Below are 20,631 nucleotides of genomic sequence, written 5' to 3' on the forward strand. Positions count from 1 at the left end.
AATATGAAACCGTTTCTCATAGCCACGATATTCAGTTGATTCATTAGAATCCTCGAAGTGGTTACTCCCCGATCCCCTTTCCACCATCCAAGAAATATTTCAAGTTGTTTCTCCGGTGGGAGATAAAGGAATTCCTGAGGAAGTTTTTTGTTCCACGCTCTTTTCTCCTTGTCTTTTATATAGAACATTTCACCAAAGAAGTTTCTTAAAACTCTACTGTAGATTTTTAGCTCATATCCTTTTCCCCGGCTGTCGTCTCTGATGGAGGGTTTAATACCAAAGATCTTTTCGACAAGCATTGTTATGTCTTCTATTATCTCCTCTTCATCTTCACTCAGCGAAAATGTTATACCATCCCTAAAACAACTGCCTTCTGCAAGGAAATACCCAACAAGCCTGCAAAATTCCTTTGAAACCTCTATTTCGTCAGGAATTTCCTTTTTCCAGTGGTTTGATGCAACACTATCTATGAACTGTCTTAAAGAGATTTTCTCTATGTCCACAATATCCTTTACGACTGGGAAGATAATAACATCTCCAACTTTTAAATCTTTGGCCATAATCCACTCGGGCTTATAGGATTCGTAATATTTCCTGCATCTCCTTCCCCTCTTTTGCATTGAAAATTGTCTTTTACACGTAGGCTTGCATATCCCATGCACCCCATGGCAGGCGGAATGCGTCCTAATCGCATATACTGGATGCTCCTCGGTTAGAACTATCGGTTCTGGGAGATATCGGACTTTGATTTTTAAGATATTACCAACATGTCTTCGCTTGTATATTTTTGTTATCCCCTTAAACCTCCCTTTATGAGTTAATACTTTATCCCCCTCTTTAACTTGGTTAATTTTTTTAATATCATCCTTCAAGAACAAAAGGGTATCAGGGGGTACGCAATGTGCCGGGCCGATTAAAACGTCCAACTCGTTAGCTAAGTCAGCAATTTCAGCTCCAGTTAAGCTCAGATGGGGCCTTCCCTCGCTTTCTATATCACTAGAATAGCGCTTTAATCTCTCACGCATCTCTCTAACTGCATCAATGCTCGGGAAAATCAGCACATGATGGACTCTCTTAGCATCTTCAACTTCAGCTGTAAGGAGGAATCTAATTCCCCTGCGCTCATAAGTGCCTTCCTCAACCTTCCGAGTGTATTTTAAAAGCTCTTCTTCCCATTGTGGATTTAAAATGTCTCCCGTGCCCACTATGTGAAGACCTTTGAACTTTGCATTCTCAGCCAGCATTGGAATCGTCATGAGCTTCGAAACGGCTTTAGAATAGCGGGAGTGGATATGGAGATCGGCATCCACATTCATTGGAACACCTTCAAACCGTTCGCTGGAACACCTCAAAATTAAAGGGGATTAGAGGTATCCCCTATCTTCCTCTTCCCCGGTAGGCTGCGGCATTTGCTGCTCGAACATTGCTCTCTGCATTTCCTGAACCTTCTTGAGGATTTCCTCCGTCTCTTTAGCCCTCTCATCAAGGGCGCTCATGTCTATCTCAATTCCCAAGATTCTGGCAACGACGCTTAAAACGGCTTTAGCCGCTTTGGCATCTACGACGTAGCCTAGGCTCTCTCCCAAAAGCGAAATTCCTCGCATTCCTCTGAGTTTCCCAATTCCCAAGAGTAGACCCGCTGCTCCTACAATGGCTCCCCCTTCATCCTCTCTGAAGATTATGGGCAAGTCCTTATACCTCTCCTTGAGCTCCACATGAGTTACGGAACCAAGAACCTTGGGCTCTCCCTGGAGTTCGGGAACCTGGAAACCACCCATGGTTATTATCTCTTTCGTCCCGAATTCCCCAACAAAATCAAGCATCTTTCCCACGACTTCAAAGTGTCCGTAGCTGTCCGTTGGGGGAACTTGGGTGTCTCCAGTTATAATGATTATATCCCTGTATTCTTCTCCACCTTTCCAGTAATAGAACTCATTTTTCATCAAATCGACCGTTGAGTCTTTTTTAACTAAGACCTGATGAAGGAAGTGCGGCGAGTATAACTCGGCGAATTTCTTGGCATTGAGTTCCTTAATAAGGTGGTCAGCTGCCAGTTTGCCAACGAGTCCTATGCCAGGCAGACCTTCAATAAATATTGGGTCTTTTAACTCAGGTCTTTCATAAACCACAATAACACTCTCTTTCATATCATTCACCTTCCTATTCCCAAAAGCTCCCTCTTAAGCCTCCTCCGGTACTCTCCGTAGGGATCTTCAGGGGAGAACTTTGGAGGATGAGCTATTTTTGTCTCGTTACCACAAACGGGACAGGTTTCTTTGAGAGTATAACGCCCGCATCCTGGGCATTTTCTAATGCGCCATCTCATGCCTCTCTCCTCTTTATTTTCTTTATTCTTCTCTCCTTCCTTATGAACGTGGCTTCTCCACCGGCATTCTTTATAACATTCATTATTTCACCCGCTATGTCTTCCATAACCCTCTCAGCAGTTATATAATCCGGTGCTGTAATGTCTATTTTGTACTTTGGAGAGCCGACATAAACGATTTTAGCATCTATATCCTCAATTTCATTTATTCTGTTCCTCGCCCTTATCAAGGCTTCTCTAATAATTTCCACCCCGTTCGGAGTTGGTACGGTTATCTCAAGCTCCGCATCAATTGTGACCCTTGGAACCTCAACATTGTTGATTATGATCTCGTAGAGAGGTTCAAGCCATTCCCCAGGGACCAGATCCTCAAGAACTTCCTTTCCGTTCTGAGCTGCATCCTCAAAAGCAGCATAAACCTCCCCATACTCCTGCTCCAGAGGAACCCATACTTCCCTCCATGTCTCTTCATAGGTCTTGCCAATTTTCTGTGCCACCATCTCAAGGAGCTTCTCCGCCTTCTGTGCTCTCTTAAACTCCTGAAGTTTGGCTTTCCTCTGCTGCTGGTTCACGCGTTTAAGGCTCAAATCTATATGTCCCCTGGAGGGGTCGAGCCTTATGACCTTGGCAACTATCTTCTGCCCCTCCTTTATGTAGTCCCTGATATTCCTGACCCAGGTAGGGGCGACCTCACTTATGTGCATGAAGCCCTCCTTTCCAGGATATTCATCCAATGAGAGGAATGCTCCGTAATTCTGTATGTTTTTAACCGTGGCAATAACAAATTCTCCCTCTTCAGGATATTCTCTACTCTTCCTCGGCATTTCCACCATCTCCAATTTTTTTATTCTATACTCCATATACCCAAGAATATCAAAGGAGTTGAAGTTTAAAAATTAATCGTCCGGGCACATAAGAAGATAAAAGGAGGAATCACTCCAAAACCTCAACGATTTTGGCTTTAATAATTCCCTTTCCACCCGTTGGCTCTACGAGTGTAGCACCGCAGACATGGCACCTAACCTTTGTGGCAGGCTTGTTGAAGACTATCTGCTCGTTTCCGCAGTCAATGCACTTGACCTTTATGAACCTCGAGTTTGGCATTGGGATAAGTCCCTTTGGGAGCTCCATGCATCACACCTCCACGAACTCAAACTTCTTAACCCTAAATCCCTGTCCCTTTATATGCGCCTTACCGCACTCCGTGCACCTGTATCTGAGGTCAAGCTTTCTGACTGGCTTTTCTCTCCCCTCTGGTTTTGGCCTTGGGAAACCTTTGTATCCTTTGGTAATCCTCCTAAAGCGCCTCTGACCTGCTTTAAGCTCGCTTCTCTGCCTCTTCTTAACCTTTTCGACCTTATGGATAGTGTGCTTCTTACAGTAAGGGCAGTATGTCCTTATCTTCTTTGGAAACTTCATTCTTCCACCTCCAGAGATAGCCCAGTGGGCTCCCTACGGACACCCCTGAGCAATGAACCTGTGATAGTTCGAAAACCCCTAAGCTTGAACCCTTTAAAAGTTTTTGGATTTTGATATCTCATACGAAAAGGATATCCCTCCCCAGAAGATCCTCAAAAAGCCGTCTAACCCATTCCCTCCTCGATCCGCTCGATAGGTGTATGATACCTTCCACAGGAATATTATATTTTTCCCTCATCTCCTCCCGTGTAAAAGGCTCCTTCAGAAGGAAGGGTTTTTCTATGGTGAATGCATACCCAAAATCTCCAACATACTGCCTGAGCCATTCTTTACCCTCATCCCGTCCGTGGGCAATAACTAATCCGCTGGTATCCTTTGTTATATCCCATAACGTCTCAAAATCCGCTTTTATGATTTCACCAACTTCAAATCCTCCAGCGATGGTGCCCCTCACAGTGAGAGTCTGCTCCTCATCCAATCCCAGTCTTTGGAGGGCCCTCCTCAAAATGAGAGGATTCCCTCTGGCAATATAGAGAAAAACAGTATCTCCTTCTTTAAACCTATTCGAGCGCCTTATCTCATGAATTTTCAATCCTCTAAAAATCAGCTCACCGTAAACCTGATGAAGCGCTATAACATGATACATGGCTCCTCACTCTCAGCCGCCGAAAGCGAGGAATATTAAAGCTCCAAACACCGCCCCTACAACTGTGGCAGCAAAGTTAGTCAAATCGTTGTTGAACCATCCCCTATTTTCAATTGTTGCCCCTATTATGCTGTCGGCATTGCATCCCAAAAATCCTCCCAGAGTTATGGAAATCAAGGCGACTCCTTTATTCTGGAACATTGGGAGTGTAATCAATGCGATTGTTAAAGCTCCTAAAAGCGCAAAGATCTCACCCTGAATTGTAACCCCTCCATTAGTACCTGCTCTAACCTTCTCTTTCAAATTCGTTATTAAGCGCGGGTTCTTCCCGAAGATCTTCCCAAGTTCGCTGGCTAGGGTATCCGCATTCGCCGTAGCTATGGAACTCAGTGCTGCTATCCAAATTACATCCTGTTTTGTCATATGCTCGACTATTATTAAAATTACAGCCATCAACCCATTGCCTAAAACATTTCCCCAGCTCCTAGTTCCTCTCTTCCCCTCAGCAATTCTAAGCTTGGCTTTCTCAGAATAGCGGTATTTTGTAGCCAGAGTCCCAATTCCAAGAAAAGCTGCTAGAGCCAGAAATGGAATAATTCCGCCGAGTTCAAGGGTGACTAAACCCACAAAGAACGCAGCAATTACACCCTTCATATCCAAAGCCTTTCTTTTGTAAACTAAGAGTGCCGCTCCCGTGAGTGCTGCCACATCAATGAGAATCATTTGAATGCCTCCAGAGTAACTGATTTTTACCTCCTATAAAACAGTTTGGTTTATTACCCTTTCCCTCGATAATTGACGAAAAAGGAAAATCACAGAATCTCAAACTTAACGATGTCCGTGATGAAGGTTATATCCATCTTGTCGATTCCCTCTATCTTTGAGGAGAGATCATTGATTCTCTTCTCAATCTCCTTCATCTCCTTCGGTGCCACCATGTGTATAACGAGGTTGTGCGAGCCAACCGCTCTCTCAATGATTTTCACATTTTCTTCCATTTTCAGTTTTTCAATTACAGGCTCCATGGGAATTCCGGGTTTTATTGTAATACCTATGATCATGTAGATGTATCCAAGCCTGTCAAAATCAGGGATAACCGTGTATTTCTTGATTGCTCCGATTCTCTCAAGTTTCTCCATCCTTCTCGATATCCTCTGCCTTGTTGTTCTCAAAATCTCAGCAAGCTCTTTGTATGTTAATCTCGAGTTTTTAGCTAGCAGTTTTATAAGCTGAATGTCCATCTTATCTATTTTGCCTCTCACAGCAATCACCTAAATTTTTTAGAGATATGAGAATATAAAAAGGTTTCGTATATTCTCCAAACTTCTGGAATAGTTTTGTAAAATATAACACATAACAGCATATGAGTTCTTTTAATTCTGGGATAGGGTGAGAAGTAAAATGACATGTTGTTATATACTACCCGAAATTGATATAAGTAGCTACTTCCATCTCTCCCTGTCTCTCTCCCTGTATTTGAGTATACTCTTACGGGCGGCTTCTTCAACATTAAGGTCATAATAATTTGCAATGCACATCAGGGCAAATAGAACGTCCCCAAGCTCCTCTTCGAGCTTTTCTATATTCCCTTCTCCTTTGACCCGCTCGAATTTCAGCAGCTCATCCGAGAACTCTCCCAATTCCTCCAAAAGTGCAGCCAGCATCTCAAATGGTTTCCAGTACCCTCCAAAGTCTTTTACAAGGGCATCAACTTCTTTTTGAAGTTCATTCATAGGAATCACCCAAAAAAGAGGGAATTAAATTCTAAAGTCGCTTGAAAGCTTTTCCAAGTACTTAGAGAGGTTCTCTGTATTGGTCCTATAGAACTTCAGCTTGCCCTCCCTCCTTTCATAAACCAAATCCATCTCCTTGAGAGAGCGCAGATGATGACTTATTAAAGTTTGATCCTGTTCCAGTCCCTCAGCGATTATACAAACGCACAGCCATCTATCCCTCAGCATCTTGAGAATACTGAGTCTTAGTGGATTTGATATGACCTTTAAGAATCTAACAGTTTCATTATCGATCTCAAGCTCAATCTCCTCATTAACGTCCATAAGTTTGCACATTTCCAAACAGCGCTGTACAGTCTTCTTTTGCCTTTCATTCAACTTCTCTATAAGCTCTCCAATCTTCATGCTATCACCTAAAATAATAGAGTTCGTTTGTGCTATATAAAAATTTTCATGTGAAGCTTGATTCCAAAGAAAAAAGGGAGATCATCTAATTCTCGCTCCGAGCTTAATCTCCCTATCAGGCAACAGCAGCGAAACATTTTCCCCATCATCTGCTGCCAGAAGCATTCCCTGACTTTCCACACCGCGGAGCTTCTTGGGCTCCAAATTTGTAACGACTATTACATAATGGTTTAGGAGCTCCTCAGGTTTATAGTATTTCTTCAATCCTGCGACCAGCTGTCTTACTTCGTCTCCGAGGTCAACCTTAACGAGGTAGAGTTTGTCTGCATTTGGATGGTCGCTGACCTCCACTATCTTCCCGACCCTCAAATCAACTTTGGCAAATTCATCAAACTTGATATAACCCATAGTTTTCTCCTCCTCAACCTTTTTCTTCTCCTTCTTTCCTTTCAAAAGTTCTTTATAATCCCTGGGGAAATACTTCCTCAACAAATCTTTAACCGCATTTTCAGGGAAGTATTTAATTATGTAATTCTTTATCTGTTCATCCTCAACCTTTCTAAACAAAATCTCCGCCTTTCTCACTCCATGACCTTCCTTCAGCGGTCTGAATCTCCACACTTTCACCTCTTCAAGATTGAGAAGATGCCAGATCTTTTCACTCGCATCAGGTAGGAAGGGCTCGAGCACTATCCCCAGTGCCTTCACTATCTGGAGGGAAACGTTCACCGTTGTGGCGGTTCTTGCCCTGTCAGTCTTGGCAGTTTTCCATGGTTTCCTGTAGTCGAAATATCTATTGCCAAATGCTGATAGTTCCATTACTCTCTTCAAGGCGTCTTTAAAGCGATAGTTCAATATGAGCTCACTCACATCCTTGAAGGTTCGCTCTATTTCTTCGAAGGCTTCCTTATCCAGATCGTCCAGCTCTCCCCTTTCGGGCACTTTTCCATCAAAGTACCTGTTGGCGAATGTCAATGCCCTGTGAACGAAGTTTCCCAGATTGTTCACGAGCTCATCGTTGATCTTGGATTTGAAATCCGCAAAGTTGAAGTCGCTATCCCTGGTTTCCGGCATTATTGCGGTGAGGTAGTATCTTAAATAGTCAGCCGGAAACTCATCCAAAAACTCATGAACCCATATGGCCCAGTTTCTACTTGTGGAGAACTTCTTTCCTTCAAGCTTCAGATATTCATTGGCTGGCACATCATAGGGCAACAGCCAATCAAATTTCCCTTTTTCATCTTTGAACTCTCCGTAGCTCAGGAGAAAGGCGGGCCAGAAGATTGCATGGAAGGGAATGTTATCCTTCCCAATGAAGTGTATAATCCTTGTTTCACCATCATAACCCTTCAACCAGTGCTTTTTCCACTTGTCCTGCTCCCCCAAGCGTTTGAAGTGTTCTATTGTTATTGAGATATAGCCTATAGGGGCCTCAAACCACACATAAAGAACCTTCCCTTTAACATCTTCCTCGTCCAGAGGAACAGGTATCCCCCAGTTTAGATCCCGGGTTATTGCTCTCTCCTCTAATCCCTCATTAATCCATCCTAAAACCGTGTTCCTAACGTTTGACTTCCAGTGTTCATTCTTCTCAATCCACTCTTTAAGCCTAGCCTGAAACTCCTGCATCTTGATATAATAGTGAGCAGAGTCTTTGAATGTGATTGAGCCCCCACATATGTTGCATCTCGGATTTATGAGCTTCTCGGGCGTTAATGGGTGCCCGCAAACCTCACACTGGTCTCCCCTTTGCTCTTCAGCACCACAGTAGGGGCAGGTCCCAATAACATATCTATCAGGAAGGAACATTTTATCATGCTCACAGTAAGCCTGTTTCTCCATTTTTTTAACCAAATATCCATTCTCAAGCGCTTTTAAGAAGAATTCCTGGCTTATACGATAGTGAACAGGTAATTCAGTTCTCCCAAAATAGTCAAAGCTTATCTTGGCTCTCTCAAAAGTAGTCTTTATGTGTTCATGATAGTAGTCCACTATCTCCCTGGGGCTCTTTCCCTCTTTTAGAGCTCTAAATGTAATCGGTGTTCCATGCTCATCCGTTCCGCATATAAAAACGACATCTTCCCCTTTGAGCCTTAAATAGCGCACAAATATATCCGCTGGAAGATATGCCCCCGCCAAATGTCCGGCATGTATTGGTCCGTTGGCATAGGGCAGTGCTGATGTCACCGTGTACCTCACCTTTTCACCCCCAAAAGATTGGATTTTTATGGGTATAAGGACTTTTTGGATTTAAACATTACGGTTAGTTATTTCTGCTGGCAATAAATATGTATAACTATGCATAAAATGAGAGGAGAAAATCAGATATTCAGCTTTATTCCAAGCTTTTCCACAAGTTCCTTGTACCTGTTTCTAACGGTAACTTCTGTAACGTGGGCTACCTCAGCCACTTCTCTCTGCGTTCTCTTTTCCCCTTCCAAAACACTCGCTATATACAAAGCCGCAGCTGCAACACCCATCGGACCCCTTCCGCTTGTAAGTCCTCTCTTAACCGCCTGTTTCAGGATTTCTATCGCTTTCCTCTTGGTTCTCTCGCTCAATCCCAGCTGATCAGCGAATCTTCCAACGTAGTCAATCGGATTGGTCGGGGGAAGCTTTAGATTAAGCTCTCTTGCTATAAAACGGTAACTTCTTCCAATTTCCTTTTTGTCAACCCTAGCTACCTCTTCAATCTCATCCAGAGTTCTTGGAATCTTCGCCATCCTGCATGCTGCATAAAGACAGGCAGCGGTTACCCCCTCAATTGAGCGCCCTCTTATAAGATGCTCCATAACAGCTTTTCTATAGAGAACTGCAGCCATTTCCTTAAGGTTTCTCGGAAGCTGAAGCTGGGAAGCCATTCTATCGAGTTCGCTTAGAGCGAAGGCGAGGTTACGTTCTGCCGCATCGGAAACCCTTATACGCCTCTGCCACTTCCTCAAACGATACATTTGAGCTCTCGTTGTTGATGAGATGTCATGACCGTGAATGTCTTTATTACGCCAGTCTATCATCGTGGAGAGTCCTTTGTCGTGGATCGTATAGGTAACAGGGGCACCAACCCTTCCTCTCCTAGCCCTCTGGTCAGCATCAAACGCCCTCCATTCAGGACCGCTGTCCACTATGTTCTGAGCAACAACATAGCCGCATTTAGCACAAACTATTTCACCCCTCTCGGGGTCGTAAATTAACTTTTCACTCCCACAAATAGGACATTTCTTAACGTCTTCGGCTGAAACCAAAATATATCACCCCCTCTTTTTGGGGCGGGATCTCCTCACACCCTTCCCGCGTTTTCTGCCTTCCTTCTTGGGCCTCTTTCTAGTATCCACATACAAGATGGTGCCCAGATATCCCTCGGGCTTCTTAATTCTTGGCTTTACCGCCACATAGGGCATTTTAACAGGACCAAAAACATCCTTCACAATACCGACAACTTTAAGATCCCTGTCAACAATGACATCATTCAGAGATGGCACCCAATCTGAGCGCACTATCAAAAAGCCTTGCTTAGCATAATGAGAAACCTTGCCCAAACGTTTCATGCCCCCACCCCGACAAAATCACTTTTAAGTTTTTCGCTTTTTTATTTATAAATCTTTCCTTTTACATCGTGGCAAGGTAAAAATTTGGGGCAATACTTATATATAGGCAGCAAAATAAAAGAAAAGTTAGAAGATAAATATACCGCCATAGTTTCACAATGAAACTCCTTTCTCCATAGGTTTTAAGTGCTGTCGCAGATTTTGTTACCTTCTGAGAACAGTTCAAGCATTCATTGGATTCCAAGAGACCGAAACTTCTCGTATGCTCCTTTAATCTGCACTCGTGGGATCTTTAGCGAATAAATATTTGCCGTTTGGATTCTCTTTCTTTAGATGAGATCAGGAATTTAAATGGCACACACCCTGATAGAGGACGTTCTGTCAAAGTGTGCTCCATGCTTAATTATTTAAGCCCTTCACCTAATAAGAGTATGAAGTGATGGAAAATGATTCCAGTTGAGATCCCACCCAATACGGTTATGTTGAAAGGTTTGAGCTTTGATTCGAATATTTACATCATCAGAGATGGAAATGAAGGCTTAATGATCGATACCGGGACAGGAAGCATATTTGAACCTTATAAGGATACCCTGGAAAGGGAGGGATATCTAGAAGGTGTAGAGAGAATGGTGATACTGAACACTCACGAGCACTTTGATCACGTTGGCGGGAACCTGGTATGGAAGAAGTATTTTGAGAACAGGGGAATCAAAGTTCGCTTTGCTTCCCACAGCAATACTTCAAAAACCTTGGAAAATAGCGAGGATAGGATAATCCTATCTTACTATCACGGAAAGAAGTATAATCCTCATAAAGTGGACATAAAGCTTGAAGAGGGGGATACCTTAAAGGTAGGCTCCCTCGAGTTCAAAGTGATGCACACCCCGGGGCATACTCAAGGGAGCATATGCCTGTATGAACCCAAAGAAAAGCTGCTCTTTACAGGGGATACGATTTTTTATGAGAGTGTTGGAAGAACGGACCTTCCAACGGGCAATTTCTGGCAGTTATTGGACTCCATAAACCGATTGAAGAGTATGGATGTGTATATAGGACTGCCGGGCCATGGAAGGATAATACAGCACTGGGATGAAAACATGGAGAAGATCAAAGCCCTAATAGAACACTATTTATGAGGTGTATTTATGAGAAAAGGTTTCGTTAAAGAGGTTCTATCAAAGATTAAATACGACCCGCGGGAGGATGAGGAAGATTACTTCATCATAATAGAGCACAGGGGTGCCTTTGGAAACGTGAAGAAAATTCCCGTGAAGTACATCACCCTAGGACATGGCTATTTTTTTATAGAAGATGCCCAGATCCCTTACCATCGTATCCTTAAGGTTATGAGAAAGGATGGAAAGGTTGTATGGGAAAAACGCAATCAACACCTTTAGGGTGTATGAGAAATGTCATGAGTCGCTTGAGCTTGATAATGTGATTGAATGGCTTCAGGAGGGGTGCCAAAATTATACCGGCAGTATGAAAAGCGGGATAAGTGTGGTAGGCTGATAGTGGTGTGGTCTTATCCTCCTAATCATAAGTAGCTTATCCTGACAGTATGAAAAGTGCAATCAACACATTTAAAAACCCTTCCGAAAATCCAGTACCGGCGAGAAAAAGATGTAGATGTAAGAGGTGAGTGAGATGAAGAATCCCTTTGAAAAAATGCCCACCGTGCTTTTTGCTGATGAGCTCATTGATAAAGCCTTTAGAAGAGCTGAAAAAGCAGCTTCTGCTGCAACTCCGAGGGGAAAACCCCTTTACAAAGCGAGAGAGAGGGAGGAGCTTAGGATTAGAACCGTCTCACAGGTATTGAGGGATAACCTAAAGAAGATCCTCGATAGAACTCCTGGAGTTTCCACCTTGCCCCCCTTCTACCGCGAACTTCTCGATACTCTGGTGGACAGGAATACCTTTCACAGGTCACTTGCATCAATAAACTGGGCTATTAAAACCCTAAAAACCCTAGAAGACAGGTATGTTGAAAAAATAAGATACTCGAGAGATACAAATGAAATCTCAAAGCTCAGAAGGCAGTTTTACGGAAGGGCGGCAAGCATAATAAAGGACATAGGCGACAACCTCGAGTATCTCAACAAAGCCAGGAATGTCCTGAAGGATTTACCCGTGATAGATCTCAATCTTCCGACCATAGTCATAGCGGGGCACCCCAACGTGGGAAAATCAACGCTTCTTAGGCAGCTCACAAATGCGAAGCCCGAAGTGGCGAGCTACCCATTTACGACGAAAGGAATAAATGTTGGACAGTTTGAGGAGCACTGGCTCAAGTATCAAGTAATTGATACTCCGGGGCTTCTGGACAGGCCTTTAAGCGAGCGCAATGAAATAGAGAGGCAGGCAATTCTAGCTCTAAAGCACCTAGGGAAAGTTATAATTTATATCTTTGATCCATCTGAGTACTGCGGCTATCCAGTAGGGGATCAAATGCACCTCTTTAAGGAGATATACGAGGAGTTCCGAGAGTTCCCATTTATAGTGGTGCTCAACAAGACGGACATAGCAGATGAGGAGAAGATTCAGAAGGTGGAGAGCTTCCTGAGAGGTATGAGAATAGAGCCGATCAGAATAATTGCAAAGGAAGGAGAGGGAATCGAAGAATTGAAGAAGAGGCTAATTGAGATAATAAAACCAGAGATGGAGGCTATTGTCCTCCGCAATACGGGCAGAAGTCTAGATGGATAGGCTTCATTGCCCCACATTTCTCGCATTTTTCTTTGAGCTTCGCTCCACAGTTCGGACAAACAATATAATCATCTTTTATTGGAAAACCACAGTTGTAGCACTTGTTTTGAGCTATCCGGCGCCTGTAAACCCTCTCGGGCTTTAAGTACTCCTTTCTCAAATAGTAAAGTGCCGCAATTGAAGCTCCCGCCCCGAAGAGGCTTAGCCCTATTACCTGAACCGTGCTCCATATGGTGGAGAGAATGAGGTATATTAGGAGAAGGGATGAATAGGATATCAATGAGAGGACATATATGTTCTTGTAACGTCTAAAGAGGAAGAAGGACGCCACAAATACCGGGAGTGTGAAGAGAAGCTTTAAAGCCAGGATTTTCAGTCTGTAGATGTCATATGCCCTCCCATATTCCTCACCGGCTCTTTGTGAGAGCTGGTTTATCTGGGCACTCAGCTCCTCCAGCTCCTGATGAACTTTTTCATAGGCGCTTTTTGCTCCCAGATATCTTATATAGGCATTCTCATATCCTTCCTTGGCATTCATGTATTCAGTCTTAAGCTTCTCCGTTGCATTTCCACTTTCCAGCGCCACCCTGTACTCCTCTCTCTTAAAGGTGTAAACCCTCTCAGCTTCCGTAAGGTTTTCTTGAGCGCTCTGGTAAACTTTGAGGAGATCCCTATCAAGACTCATGAGCCGGCTTTGATTTTCAAGAAGTGGCTTAATCCCATATTTTGCCTGATAATAATCATAATTTGGACGAGCCGGAACTTTTTCCAGCTCCCTCAAAAAGTTTATGCTTGCTATGATGAGAAAAACCACAAAAAGACTTGCTAAGATTTTTTCAGCCCGAGAATACTCCATCAAGTCCCACCAATTAAATGTTGGGGCTCATGGTATATAAGACTAGCAGAAAGATAAAACAAAAGGAGAATCACTTCCTGTGCTTCCTTGACCAGCTGTACTTCCTCATCCTGCTGCTCCTTCCAAAGCCGCATGCAGCGCAGTAGCCCTTCTTCCTGTTAAAGGATTTTCTACCGCATCTCCTGCACCTGATGTGGGTCTCCTTCTTATTCCTCTGCCCCATTGTAGCTGTTCCGCTTCCCATGAGCGTCCACCTCACTCAGTTTCGTAATCAACAGGGGAAATCGCCAAAACGTTGTCTCCCCTAATTACAATGCGCCCGTAGCTCTTCACAATCTCCCCATTCTCGACGAGTTGAGCATCAGCCAATACTATATTCAGGTGAATATCATAACCCTTAAGCTTACCTCTAACTTCCAACCCTCTCTTCAGGAGCACTAAAACGTCCTTCTCAAGTGACTTGTGGATAACATCAAGTGGTCTTTCCGCCATTCTTCTTCCCTCCCAAATAACCAAAGATAGTTTGTTCACATCAATAACTGGAAAAAGGCTTTATAACTCTTTCCCTAAAATCCTCTTCAGTTCTTCAATAACTTCTCTTTCATTGAGAGATGCCGTGTTGATGTGCCCTTCCCTCTTCAGGCGATACCCTATCTTAACGCTCGTTGGTATTTTTATACCAAGATTCTCTAGGAACTCAACCTCCTCAAAAACCTGCCTAGGCTTTCCCTCCAGTATTATCTCGCCTTTGTGCATTATGATAACCCTATCAGCGAAGTTTAAAAGATAGTCCGTGTTGTGTTCCACCATTATCGTTGTAATTCCCTGCTCTTTGTTTAGAAGTGTGACCAAACTCAGAACCTGTTCTCGTCCTAAAGGATCAAGCTGTGAAGTTGGTTCGTCCAAAACAAGAACTTCAGGCTTCATTGCCAAAACGCTCGCTATAGCCAAGCGCTGCTTTTGACCGCCGCTCAGATTAGGAGGAAATTCATTCTCAAGCCCCTCCAAACCCGCCAGTTTTAAAGCCCATTTAATGCGGCGCTTAATCTCCTCCACATCCAAACCCAAATTCTCAAGCCCAAAGGCGATTTCCTCCTCAACAGTCATGTTGAAGAGCTGCGAATCGGGGTTCTGGAGAACCAAACCCACGAGTGTGGAAAGTTCAGCAACACTCTTATCCTTCGTATTGTACCCCTTAACGTAAACATTTCCTTCAAAATCTCCGGTTATCGAATGGGGGATTATTCCATTGAACGTCAGACAGAGGGTTGACTTACCGCTTCCGCTTGCTCCCAAAATCCCCACGAACTCACCTTTTTTAACCCTAAAGCTAATATCTCTTAGGGAATAATCATCAGCCCCTGCATATTTGAAGCTTAATCCTTCCACCCTTATAACTGACATGGATTAATCTAAGCGGTGAAGGTTTAAAAGCATTGAGAACAATTTACTTTAGGTGGTGAGTGTGGATAAGGAAGAAGTGTGGAAGTATCTGAGCCTCATTCTCACGCTCTTACTTGCCTTGGCTATAGTTTCTAACGTTTTGCTTTATATGCAGACAGGAGAACTCCAAAAAGCCCTTGAAGAGCAGAACAAAACATACGCCTTCGAGGTACAGGTGCCAAACATCACCGTTGTGAGCAACAATACCGCACTTCAGGCTAAAATCATCGAACTTCAGAACGAAATTGATTATCTAAAAACCCAACTCAGAGAGAAGAGGGAAACTGAAGCAAATGCCACAATAGTAATACTGCCCATAATGGGGCCCATCGATGATTACACGGCTAAAGATGTCATAACAAAGATCAGAGAGGTAGAGGAGAACAAGAGCATAGGCGGTGTTTTGGTGTGGATTGAAAGCCCGGGAGGTTATGTTGGCCCCGTGAGGCTCATATACAAAGAGCTCAAAAAACTAAGTTACAATGTCCCTGTGGTTGCTTATACGGGCTCACTTGCGGATTCCGGGGGATACTATATCGCATGTGCAGCGGATAAGATAATAGCGGATCCCCTTGCAGACGTTGGGAGTATAGGAGTCCTCTATGTTCACTACGATCTGGAGCAGAACTACGCCCAGAACGGCATAAAGGTGAACGTATTCAAGACAGGGAAATATAAGGACATGGGAGGGGAATGGAGGGATTTAACGGATGAAGAGAGAAAGATGATAAGCGACATGATCAACACGTACTTCGAGGACTTTTTGAACGCCGTGAGTCAGGGGAGGAACCTCGATATGAACACGACCAAGGAATATGCAAGCGGGAGAAGCTGGTTTGCAAAGGACGTTGAAGGGGTTCTGGTGGATGAAACGGGGGATATGAACTCGGCAATAAAATCCCTCGAAGGTCTTATGGGGGTTGAAAAAGCAAAGGTAGTGTTCTATGATGCAAATAAGGTTGATTTCGGAGTATACCAGAGCTCATCTCTATATATGCCCGCCACATATGTCATGTCATACATAAGGGGGTGAGCCGGTGCAGTGTGAGGAGGAGCTTGAAGTTTACGAGAATGGATTTGAGGATGGCCGGTTTAACCTGAGAGTTGAATATTACGGGACCGACGCCCGGAAAATACTCCTAGCCATAATCTATGAGCTCTATCTCCCCGATTACGGGAAGGAATATGTATATCCCTTTGAATGTGCAAAGGAGTTCTGGGGCATTCCCATGGAAGGGGAGGAGGTTAAGGGAGAGGAATTCATGCTGGGCAGGACAAAATTTGTAAACCGCTCCCTCCTGAACAAGCTTGAGGGTGCTCTTGAAAAAATAGAGGCACCTGAAAATCTGAAAAAGTCCATTTTGAAAGAGCTTGGGAAAAGCGAGATCTACAGGCTCAAAGATGGCATCGTTGCTCTGGGCAAAAATTTCATCCTGGATGAGGGAAGAAGGCGGCTCTTCATTTTCAACAAGCCGAGGGCAAGGGAACTGCTCCTCAGATATTTGAGGAAGTGGTAGAATGAACGGAGAGTCCATAGCATGGCTTGCAATCTCTCTCGTTGTCCTCTTTCTCGTCTGGAAAACCATAGAGCCGTTTGTAACTCCAATAATCTTCGGTGCTGCCATAGCTTATATTCTTCTTCCACTCCACAGAAAGCTTTCCCAAAAGTTTTCTCCAGGGACCTCGGCAATCCTGCTCACTCTACTAATGAGTTTACTTGCAGTGGGCACTACTATAGGTGTGACCCTCTGGCTCAGGGGCACGCTGACATACCTGTACATCTACATCTCGAGGGGTCTTGAATTCATAACAAAGGCTCAGCTCCCTCTATCCCTTGGAGAGACCATTAACTCCTTTGCATCATCACTTTCCCAGAGAATCCAGAGCTCCATATTAAACTACACTTTATCCCTGCCCCTCTTCATCCTCCAGGTAGTTGTGTTTCTTGGAATCTTTTATACATCCCTGAGAAACGCGGATTTTCTTCACATGGAGCTCTACAAACTTATACCTCAAGATAACAGAGAACTCGGGGAAGCGCTTATAAAAAGAGTGGAAAGGACTTTGAATGCCATTCTAAGAACATGGCTTCTCCTGAGCACCATTAAGGGGATATTCCTCGCTGCAGGGTTTATTATGTTTGGAATTTCAAATGTCTCGGGTTCAATCGCCGCAGGGGTACTGTGCATAGTCCTCGAGCTCTTGCCCGTCATAGGAGGATGGATCATGTGGCTCGGAGGCTCCCTGTACCTGATACTATATCAGGATCACATCTTAGGAGGAGTCCTCTTTGCAATCTATGGAGCCACTTTAATCTCCCCTATTCCCGACATAACGATTAGACCTAAGCTCATATCGCAGGGAGCAAGAATAAACTCTATTGTGGCCCTAATTGGAATCTTTGGAGGAATACTCGCCTTTGGATTTAAGGGACTCATAATAGGGCCAGTGAGTCTTGGAGTCCTCCAAACTCTGATAGAGGAATGGAAGGAGAGAGAGGAGACCTATCAAGCCGGCTAAAAGAGCTTCCAGACCTCATCCGTCTCGGGCTGCTCCAGTGGATATTCCTTTCCTTCCTTCACAATTACCCTCTTTTCAGGATTGTCAATGAACTCGCCGATTATAGAGGACTCAATCCCGGCTTTTTTGAGCGCATTCACAATTTTACCTGCTTTTTCAGGTGAAGCGGAAATTAAAAGAGCCCCGGAGCTTATCAATGCGAGGGGATTTAAATCGAAGTACTCGCATATCTTTTTCGTCTCATCTGCGATTAACATATTATCATAATATACTCTAAAGCCAAGGTTCGATGCATCGGCAATCTCGTGGAGGCTGTTCGCCACGCCACCTTCAGTAGGATCATGCATTGCATGAACGCCTATGCTGCTGGCTATCATCGCATCCTTTACAACACTTATTTTCCAGAGAAACCCCTTTGCTTCCTCGACAAATTTATCCCCAAATTCTTTTTTAAGTTCCTCCTCCCTTTCACCTGCAATTATGGAAGTTCCCTCTATAGCGAGTCCTTTTGTGAGAATTATCCTATCGCCTGCCCTGGCATTTGCAGCCGAGATTAGTTTATCCTTCGTCGTTTCTCCGAGCATGGTTCCGAGGACTATGGGTCTATCCAGTCCAACGGTTATTTCCGTATGCCCTCCTATGATTGCAACTCCGAGTTTTTTTGCACTCCTATCCAAGTCTTCCATTATCTCCCTTAAAAGCCCCTCATCGGCATATTCCGGGAGAAGAATGGTTGCCAGAAACCATTTGGGTTTCGCCCCCATTACCGCAACATCATTTGCATTCACATTGACCGCGTAGAATCCTATGTGCTTTGAAGCGCCTGTTATGGGGTCGCTGGTGGCAACTAAAATGCGTTCCCCAAAATCTATTGCCGAAGCGTCTATGCCCACTCGGGGGGGAATTAAAACCCTCTCTCCCTCCGCCCCTAAATGATTGAAAACTATCTCCTTAAGCTTTTCTGGTGGAACCTTACCCGGAAGCATTTTCACCGCCGAGATGAATAGCTACCTTTAGATTAAAAGCCTTCCGCAAACTCTATAAATCCAAGTGTCTAGCTTAGAATGACCGATGATTGGAACAAGAGTGAGCTGACGGGTGATGACCGACTTCTCGCTGAGGTCTTGGAAATGAAAATGGAGATAGCTAAAATCCGAGGATTGAGATTTGAGATACCAAAAGATACCAGATACAGCTTTTTTAACAGTCCTTACCCTCCACACCGTCTGGGAACCGCAGTGGATGTTTATTTTAGGGAGAAAGCACTCTTCCCCTTTGAAGAAGGAGTCGTTGAGGAAATTAAAAAGATTAGAACGCCCCAGTACGTGCCAATCCGGGAGGATTACCTAATTATTTTCAAAGTACAGAGTTTCTGCTTAAAGGTACTTCATGTTAAGCCAAATGTTGAGGTGAATGAAAAGATCCATCTCGGTGATGAATTTGGTGAGCTGGTGGTTTCGGGCTTCTTCAGACCTTGGAGTGATAAACACGCGCACTTTGAGTTGAGAGAATGTATAGACAGATACAGGGCGAGAGGAGGGCTTCCAGTTAAACCAGAGCTCCTTAAGCTCGTGTCTGTAGCTAAAGGAAATAGATTCGAAGTTGTGGAAAAAAAGGAGAACTACTACTGGTTAAAGCCCCTAAGAAAAGCAGGCAAAAGCTTAACTCCTTTAACCTTCCAAAACGCCCCTCTCGAAGGGGGCTTGCCTCATTATCACTACGGGGCAGTTTTTGAGAGCTTTGATAAAGTTGAGATCTTTGGGAAAGAGATTTACATAGAGGAGAGGCTTCCCAGCGATGTTGGAATTTTTAATGCAGATTTTGAAATTTTTGTAGATGGCCAAAAAGTGAAGGGAATTGGGCTTTACTGCAACGAGGAGAGAATAAAGCTCATTGGTGGAGAGTTTAGAGAGGGGGATATTGTTGAGATTACGATTGTATAATAGCCATTATAATAACCGCGATTACACATCACTTCATTTCTTAAACACCCTCAAATCAAGAACGACGTGCCAAACTCCTGGGGCATAGCGCTTTATTACGTGCTCCTCTAAAAGCTCAACCTCGTAGCCGTGCTCCCTCGCTGTTTTTTGGAATGTTGCGAAGGGTTCTTCAGGCATCAGGCGCTCGGGGACCGTGTTGTGGTAGTGGATTACCGCTTCGTCCTTCGCTATCTCCAAGGCTTTTGGTATAAACTCATGCGTGCTTATAACATATCCCATCAAAATTCTGTCCGCTATGTTTTCGCCCTTGAACTCGCGGTTGTCAATATTGTAAGCGGTCATTCTATCCTGAACCCCATTGAGCTCTATGTTCTCCACCAAAAAGCGGAAGGTGTAAGGGCTCTTCTCTATTGCAATTACCTTCGCCTTACAGTGCTTTGCTATTGGCAGTGAGAGATGGCCTATGCCCGCGAACATATCCACCACGAGTTCGTTTGGCTTTGCTATACTCGCCATCCTCACCCTTTCCTTGACGTTGGCGGGAGAGAACATTATTCTTGAGGCATCGAGCTTGTAGAGGATGCCGTTCTCCTTATGAATTGTTACTGGGTCATTTCCATAAATTATCTCGTAGTGAGGCTCTCTAAACTCCCCCAAAATCCAGCCTTTCCTGAGAACGGTCTTAACCTCGAGGACTTCAGCATAGACTTTTGCTATCTCATACTTATATGGGAGGAGTTCTTCCCTAAGAGGAAGAATTAAAACATCACCAATCTGAACCCATCGCTTCGGTAGTTTATCAACTAACTCATTGGGCAGCGTTTCGCTTAAAATCTTCCTTATGCGGGGCTTTATTACCCTGGTGCTTCTCCTACTCATCACGTAGGAGTTTAAGAGAGACTTTTTAAACATTTTTACTCTCTCGTCATTTCGGCAAAAAGCGATGAGAAAGGCTTAAAAGGACTTGAGATAAGGTAAATATGAAGACTTACTCGGAGGTAGAAGAGTACTATGGAGGATGAATCCTCGAGTTTTGGTGGCGGTTCTTGGTTTAACAAGATATTTAAAAAAGACTCTGGAATCTTGGAG

Annotated in this window: 27 protein-coding genes; 7 read left to right on the forward strand and 20 right to left on the reverse strand. The window is 44.0% G+C overall.

All coding sequences use genetic code 11. The annotated features are described in order from the left end of the window. The 14 genes from ACXJGZ_RS08860 to ACXJGZ_RS08925 all read right to left on the reverse strand — a co-directional run. Positions 1-1,316: LAGLIDADG family homing endonuclease (locus tag ACXJGZ_RS08860; RefSeq protein ID WP_456399081.1), on the reverse strand; the 1,316-nt coding region annotated here is incomplete at its 3' end. A gap of 48 nt (positions 1,317-1,364) precedes the next feature. After that, complete coding sequence (locus ACXJGZ_RS08865; protein WP_293253081.1) at positions 1,365-2,147, reverse strand: proteasome assembly chaperone family protein; 783 nt, start codon at positions 2,145-2,147, stop codon at positions 1,365-1,367. Between the two features lie 5 nt (positions 2,148-2,152). Next, on the reverse strand, positions 2,153-2,326 hold the full coding sequence (locus tag ACXJGZ_RS08870) for an RNA-protein complex protein Nop10 (protein ID WP_293253079.1): 174 nt from the start codon (positions 2,324-2,326) through the stop codon (positions 2,153-2,155). After that, positions 2,323-3,150 carry a translation initiation factor IF-2 subunit alpha gene (locus tag ACXJGZ_RS08875; protein WP_456399082.1) on the reverse strand — a complete coding sequence of 276 codons (828 nt, stop codon included), beginning with the start codon at positions 3,148-3,150 and terminating at the stop codon, positions 2,323-2,325. Before ACXJGZ_RS08875 ends, ACXJGZ_RS08870 begins: the two co-directional genes overlap by 4 nt. Before the next feature lie 109 nt (positions 3,151-3,259). Next, positions 3,260-3,457, reverse strand: coding sequence for a 30S ribosomal protein S27e (locus ACXJGZ_RS08880; protein ID WP_293253074.1), 198 nt, complete (start codon positions 3,455-3,457; stop codon positions 3,260-3,262). Between the two features lie 3 nt (positions 3,458-3,460). Further along, the gene (locus tag ACXJGZ_RS08885; RefSeq protein ID WP_293253071.1) at positions 3,461-3,745 is read right to left on the reverse strand and encodes a 50S ribosomal protein L44e; all 285 of its coding nucleotides are present in this window, start codon (positions 3,743-3,745) and stop codon (positions 3,461-3,463) included. Between the two features lie 118 nt (positions 3,746-3,863). After that, positions 3,864-4,391, reverse strand: a complete 528-nt coding sequence (locus ACXJGZ_RS08890) for an ASCH domain-containing protein (RefSeq protein WP_293253068.1) — start codon at positions 4,389-4,391, stop codon at positions 3,864-3,866. 12 nt (positions 4,392-4,403) lie between these two features. Continuing rightward, complete coding sequence (locus ACXJGZ_RS08895; RefSeq protein WP_456320790.1) at positions 4,404-5,114, reverse strand: DUF92 domain-containing protein; 711 nt, start codon at positions 5,112-5,114, stop codon at positions 4,404-4,406. An 89-nt stretch (positions 5,115-5,203) separates the two neighbouring features. Continuing rightward, on the reverse strand, positions 5,204-5,653 hold the full coding sequence (locus ACXJGZ_RS08900) for an Lrp/AsnC family transcriptional regulator (protein WP_293253094.1): 450 nt from the start codon (positions 5,651-5,653) through the stop codon (positions 5,204-5,206). A 180-nt stretch (positions 5,654-5,833) separates the two neighbouring features. Beyond that, a complete protein-coding gene (locus tag ACXJGZ_RS08905; protein WP_456320791.1) occupies positions 5,834-6,124 on the reverse strand; it encodes a MazG nucleotide pyrophosphohydrolase domain-containing protein in 291 nt (96 codons plus the stop codon). A gap of 24 nt (positions 6,125-6,148) precedes the next feature. Beyond that, positions 6,149-6,529 carry an ArsR/SmtB family transcription factor gene (locus tag ACXJGZ_RS08910; protein WP_456320792.1) on the reverse strand — a complete coding sequence of 127 codons (381 nt, stop codon included), beginning with the start codon at positions 6,527-6,529 and terminating at the stop codon, positions 6,149-6,151. A gap of 81 nt (positions 6,530-6,610) precedes the next feature. Next, positions 6,611-8,728: a methionine--tRNA ligase gene (gene metG / locus ACXJGZ_RS08915; protein WP_456326647.1), complete on the reverse strand. Its 2,118-nt coding sequence runs from the start codon at positions 8,726-8,728 to the stop codon at positions 6,611-6,613. A gap of 122 nt (positions 8,729-8,850) precedes the next feature. Further along, a complete protein-coding gene (locus tag ACXJGZ_RS08920; protein ID WP_293253053.1) occupies positions 8,851-9,771 on the reverse strand; it encodes a transcription initiation factor IIB in 921 nt (306 codons plus the stop codon). Positions 9,772-9,777: 6 nt separating this feature from the next. Next, positions 9,778-10,074, reverse strand: a complete 297-nt coding sequence (locus ACXJGZ_RS08925) for a Gar1/Naf1 family protein (RefSeq protein WP_293253050.1) — start codon at positions 10,072-10,074, stop codon at positions 9,778-9,780. 446 nt (positions 10,075-10,520) lie between these two features. On the opposite strand from ACXJGZ_RS08925, the gene ACXJGZ_RS08930 reads away from it, so the two are divergent. The 3 genes from ACXJGZ_RS08930 to ACXJGZ_RS08940 all read left to right on the forward strand — a co-directional run bounded on the left by ACXJGZ_RS08930 (position 10,521) and on the right by ACXJGZ_RS08940 (position 12,780). Beyond that, positions 10,521-11,210 (forward strand): MBL fold metallo-hydrolase, encoded by a 690-nt coding sequence (locus ACXJGZ_RS08930; protein WP_456320794.1) that lies wholly within the window; start codon positions 10,521-10,523, stop codon positions 11,208-11,210. Positions 11,211-11,219: 9 nt separating this feature from the next. Continuing rightward, on the forward strand, positions 11,220-11,471 hold the full coding sequence (locus ACXJGZ_RS08935; RefSeq protein ID WP_293253042.1) for a DUF504 domain-containing protein: 252 nt from the start codon (positions 11,220-11,222) through the stop codon (positions 11,469-11,471). Positions 11,472-11,721: 250 nt separating this feature from the next. After that, a complete protein-coding gene (locus ACXJGZ_RS08940) occupies positions 11,722-12,780 on the forward strand; it encodes an NOG1 family protein (RefSeq protein ID WP_456320795.1) in 1,059 nt (352 codons plus the stop codon). Here ACXJGZ_RS08940 and ACXJGZ_RS08945 read toward each other — a convergent pair. The 4 genes from ACXJGZ_RS08945 to ACXJGZ_RS08960 form a co-directional block, all read right to left on the reverse strand. Then, positions 12,740-13,636 (reverse strand): zinc ribbon domain-containing protein, encoded by an 897-nt coding sequence (locus tag ACXJGZ_RS08945; protein WP_456320796.1) that lies wholly within the window; start codon positions 13,634-13,636, stop codon positions 12,740-12,742. The genes ACXJGZ_RS08940 and ACXJGZ_RS08945 overlap by 41 nt on opposite strands. Positions 13,637-13,706: 70 nt before the next feature. Then, entirely contained in the window at positions 13,707-13,880 is a 174-nt protein-coding gene (locus ACXJGZ_RS08950) for a 50S ribosomal protein L37e (RefSeq protein WP_293253036.1), read from the reverse strand. Between the two features lie 11 nt (positions 13,881-13,891). Then, positions 13,892-14,128: an LSM domain-containing protein gene (locus ACXJGZ_RS08955; protein ID WP_293253033.1), complete on the reverse strand. Its 237-nt coding sequence runs from the start codon at positions 14,126-14,128 to the stop codon at positions 13,892-13,894. 60 nt (positions 14,129-14,188) lie between these two features. Then, a complete protein-coding gene (locus ACXJGZ_RS08960; protein WP_456399083.1) occupies positions 14,189-15,040 on the reverse strand; it encodes an energy-coupling factor ABC transporter ATP-binding protein in 852 nt (283 codons plus the stop codon). A gap of 61 nt (positions 15,041-15,101) precedes the next feature. Here ACXJGZ_RS08960 and sppA point away from each other — a divergent pair, with 61 nt between their 5' ends. The 3 genes from sppA to ACXJGZ_RS08975 are packed head-to-tail and all read left to right on the forward strand — an operon-like array spanning position 15,102 to position 17,599. Then, positions 15,102-16,112 (forward strand): signal peptide peptidase SppA, encoded by a 1,011-nt coding sequence (gene sppA, locus ACXJGZ_RS08965; protein ID WP_293253089.1) that lies wholly within the window; start codon positions 15,102-15,104, stop codon positions 16,110-16,112. 4 nt (positions 16,113-16,116) lie between these two features. Further along, a complete protein-coding gene (locus ACXJGZ_RS08970) occupies positions 16,117-16,596 on the forward strand; it encodes a PH1570 family protein (protein ID WP_456399084.1) in 480 nt (159 codons plus the stop codon). A gap of 1 nt (position 16,597) precedes the next feature. Continuing rightward, the gene (locus tag ACXJGZ_RS08975; RefSeq protein WP_456320799.1) at positions 16,598-17,599 is read left to right on the forward strand and encodes an AI-2E family transporter; all 1,002 of its coding nucleotides are present in this window, start codon (positions 16,598-16,600) and stop codon (positions 17,597-17,599) included. Here the strand turns inward: ACXJGZ_RS08975 and ACXJGZ_RS08980 are convergent. Further along, positions 17,596-18,585 carry an AIR synthase family protein gene (locus tag ACXJGZ_RS08980; protein WP_456320800.1) on the reverse strand — a complete coding sequence of 330 codons (990 nt, stop codon included), beginning with the start codon at positions 18,583-18,585 and terminating at the stop codon, positions 17,596-17,598. The two genes, ACXJGZ_RS08975 and ACXJGZ_RS08980, sit on opposite strands and share 4 nt — an antisense overlap. A 78-nt stretch (positions 18,586-18,663) precedes the next feature. On the opposite strand from ACXJGZ_RS08980, the gene ACXJGZ_RS08985 reads away from it, so the two are divergent. After that, positions 18,664-19,542 (forward strand): DUF8155 domain-containing protein, encoded by an 879-nt coding sequence (locus ACXJGZ_RS08985; protein WP_456399085.1) that lies wholly within the window; start codon positions 18,664-18,666, stop codon positions 19,540-19,542. A 33-nt stretch (positions 19,543-19,575) separates the two neighbouring features. Here the strand turns inward: ACXJGZ_RS08985 and taw2 are convergent, their stop codons facing one another. Then, complete coding sequence (gene taw2, locus ACXJGZ_RS08990; RefSeq protein WP_456321914.1) at positions 19,576-20,421, reverse strand: tRNA(Phe) (4-demethylwyosine(37)-C(7)) aminocarboxypropyltransferase Taw2; 846 nt, start codon at positions 20,419-20,421, stop codon at positions 19,576-19,578. Between the last annotated feature and the right edge of the window lie 210 nt (positions 20,422-20,631).

The sequence above is a fragment of the Palaeococcus sp. (in: euryarchaeotes) genome, assembly GCF_053987695.1.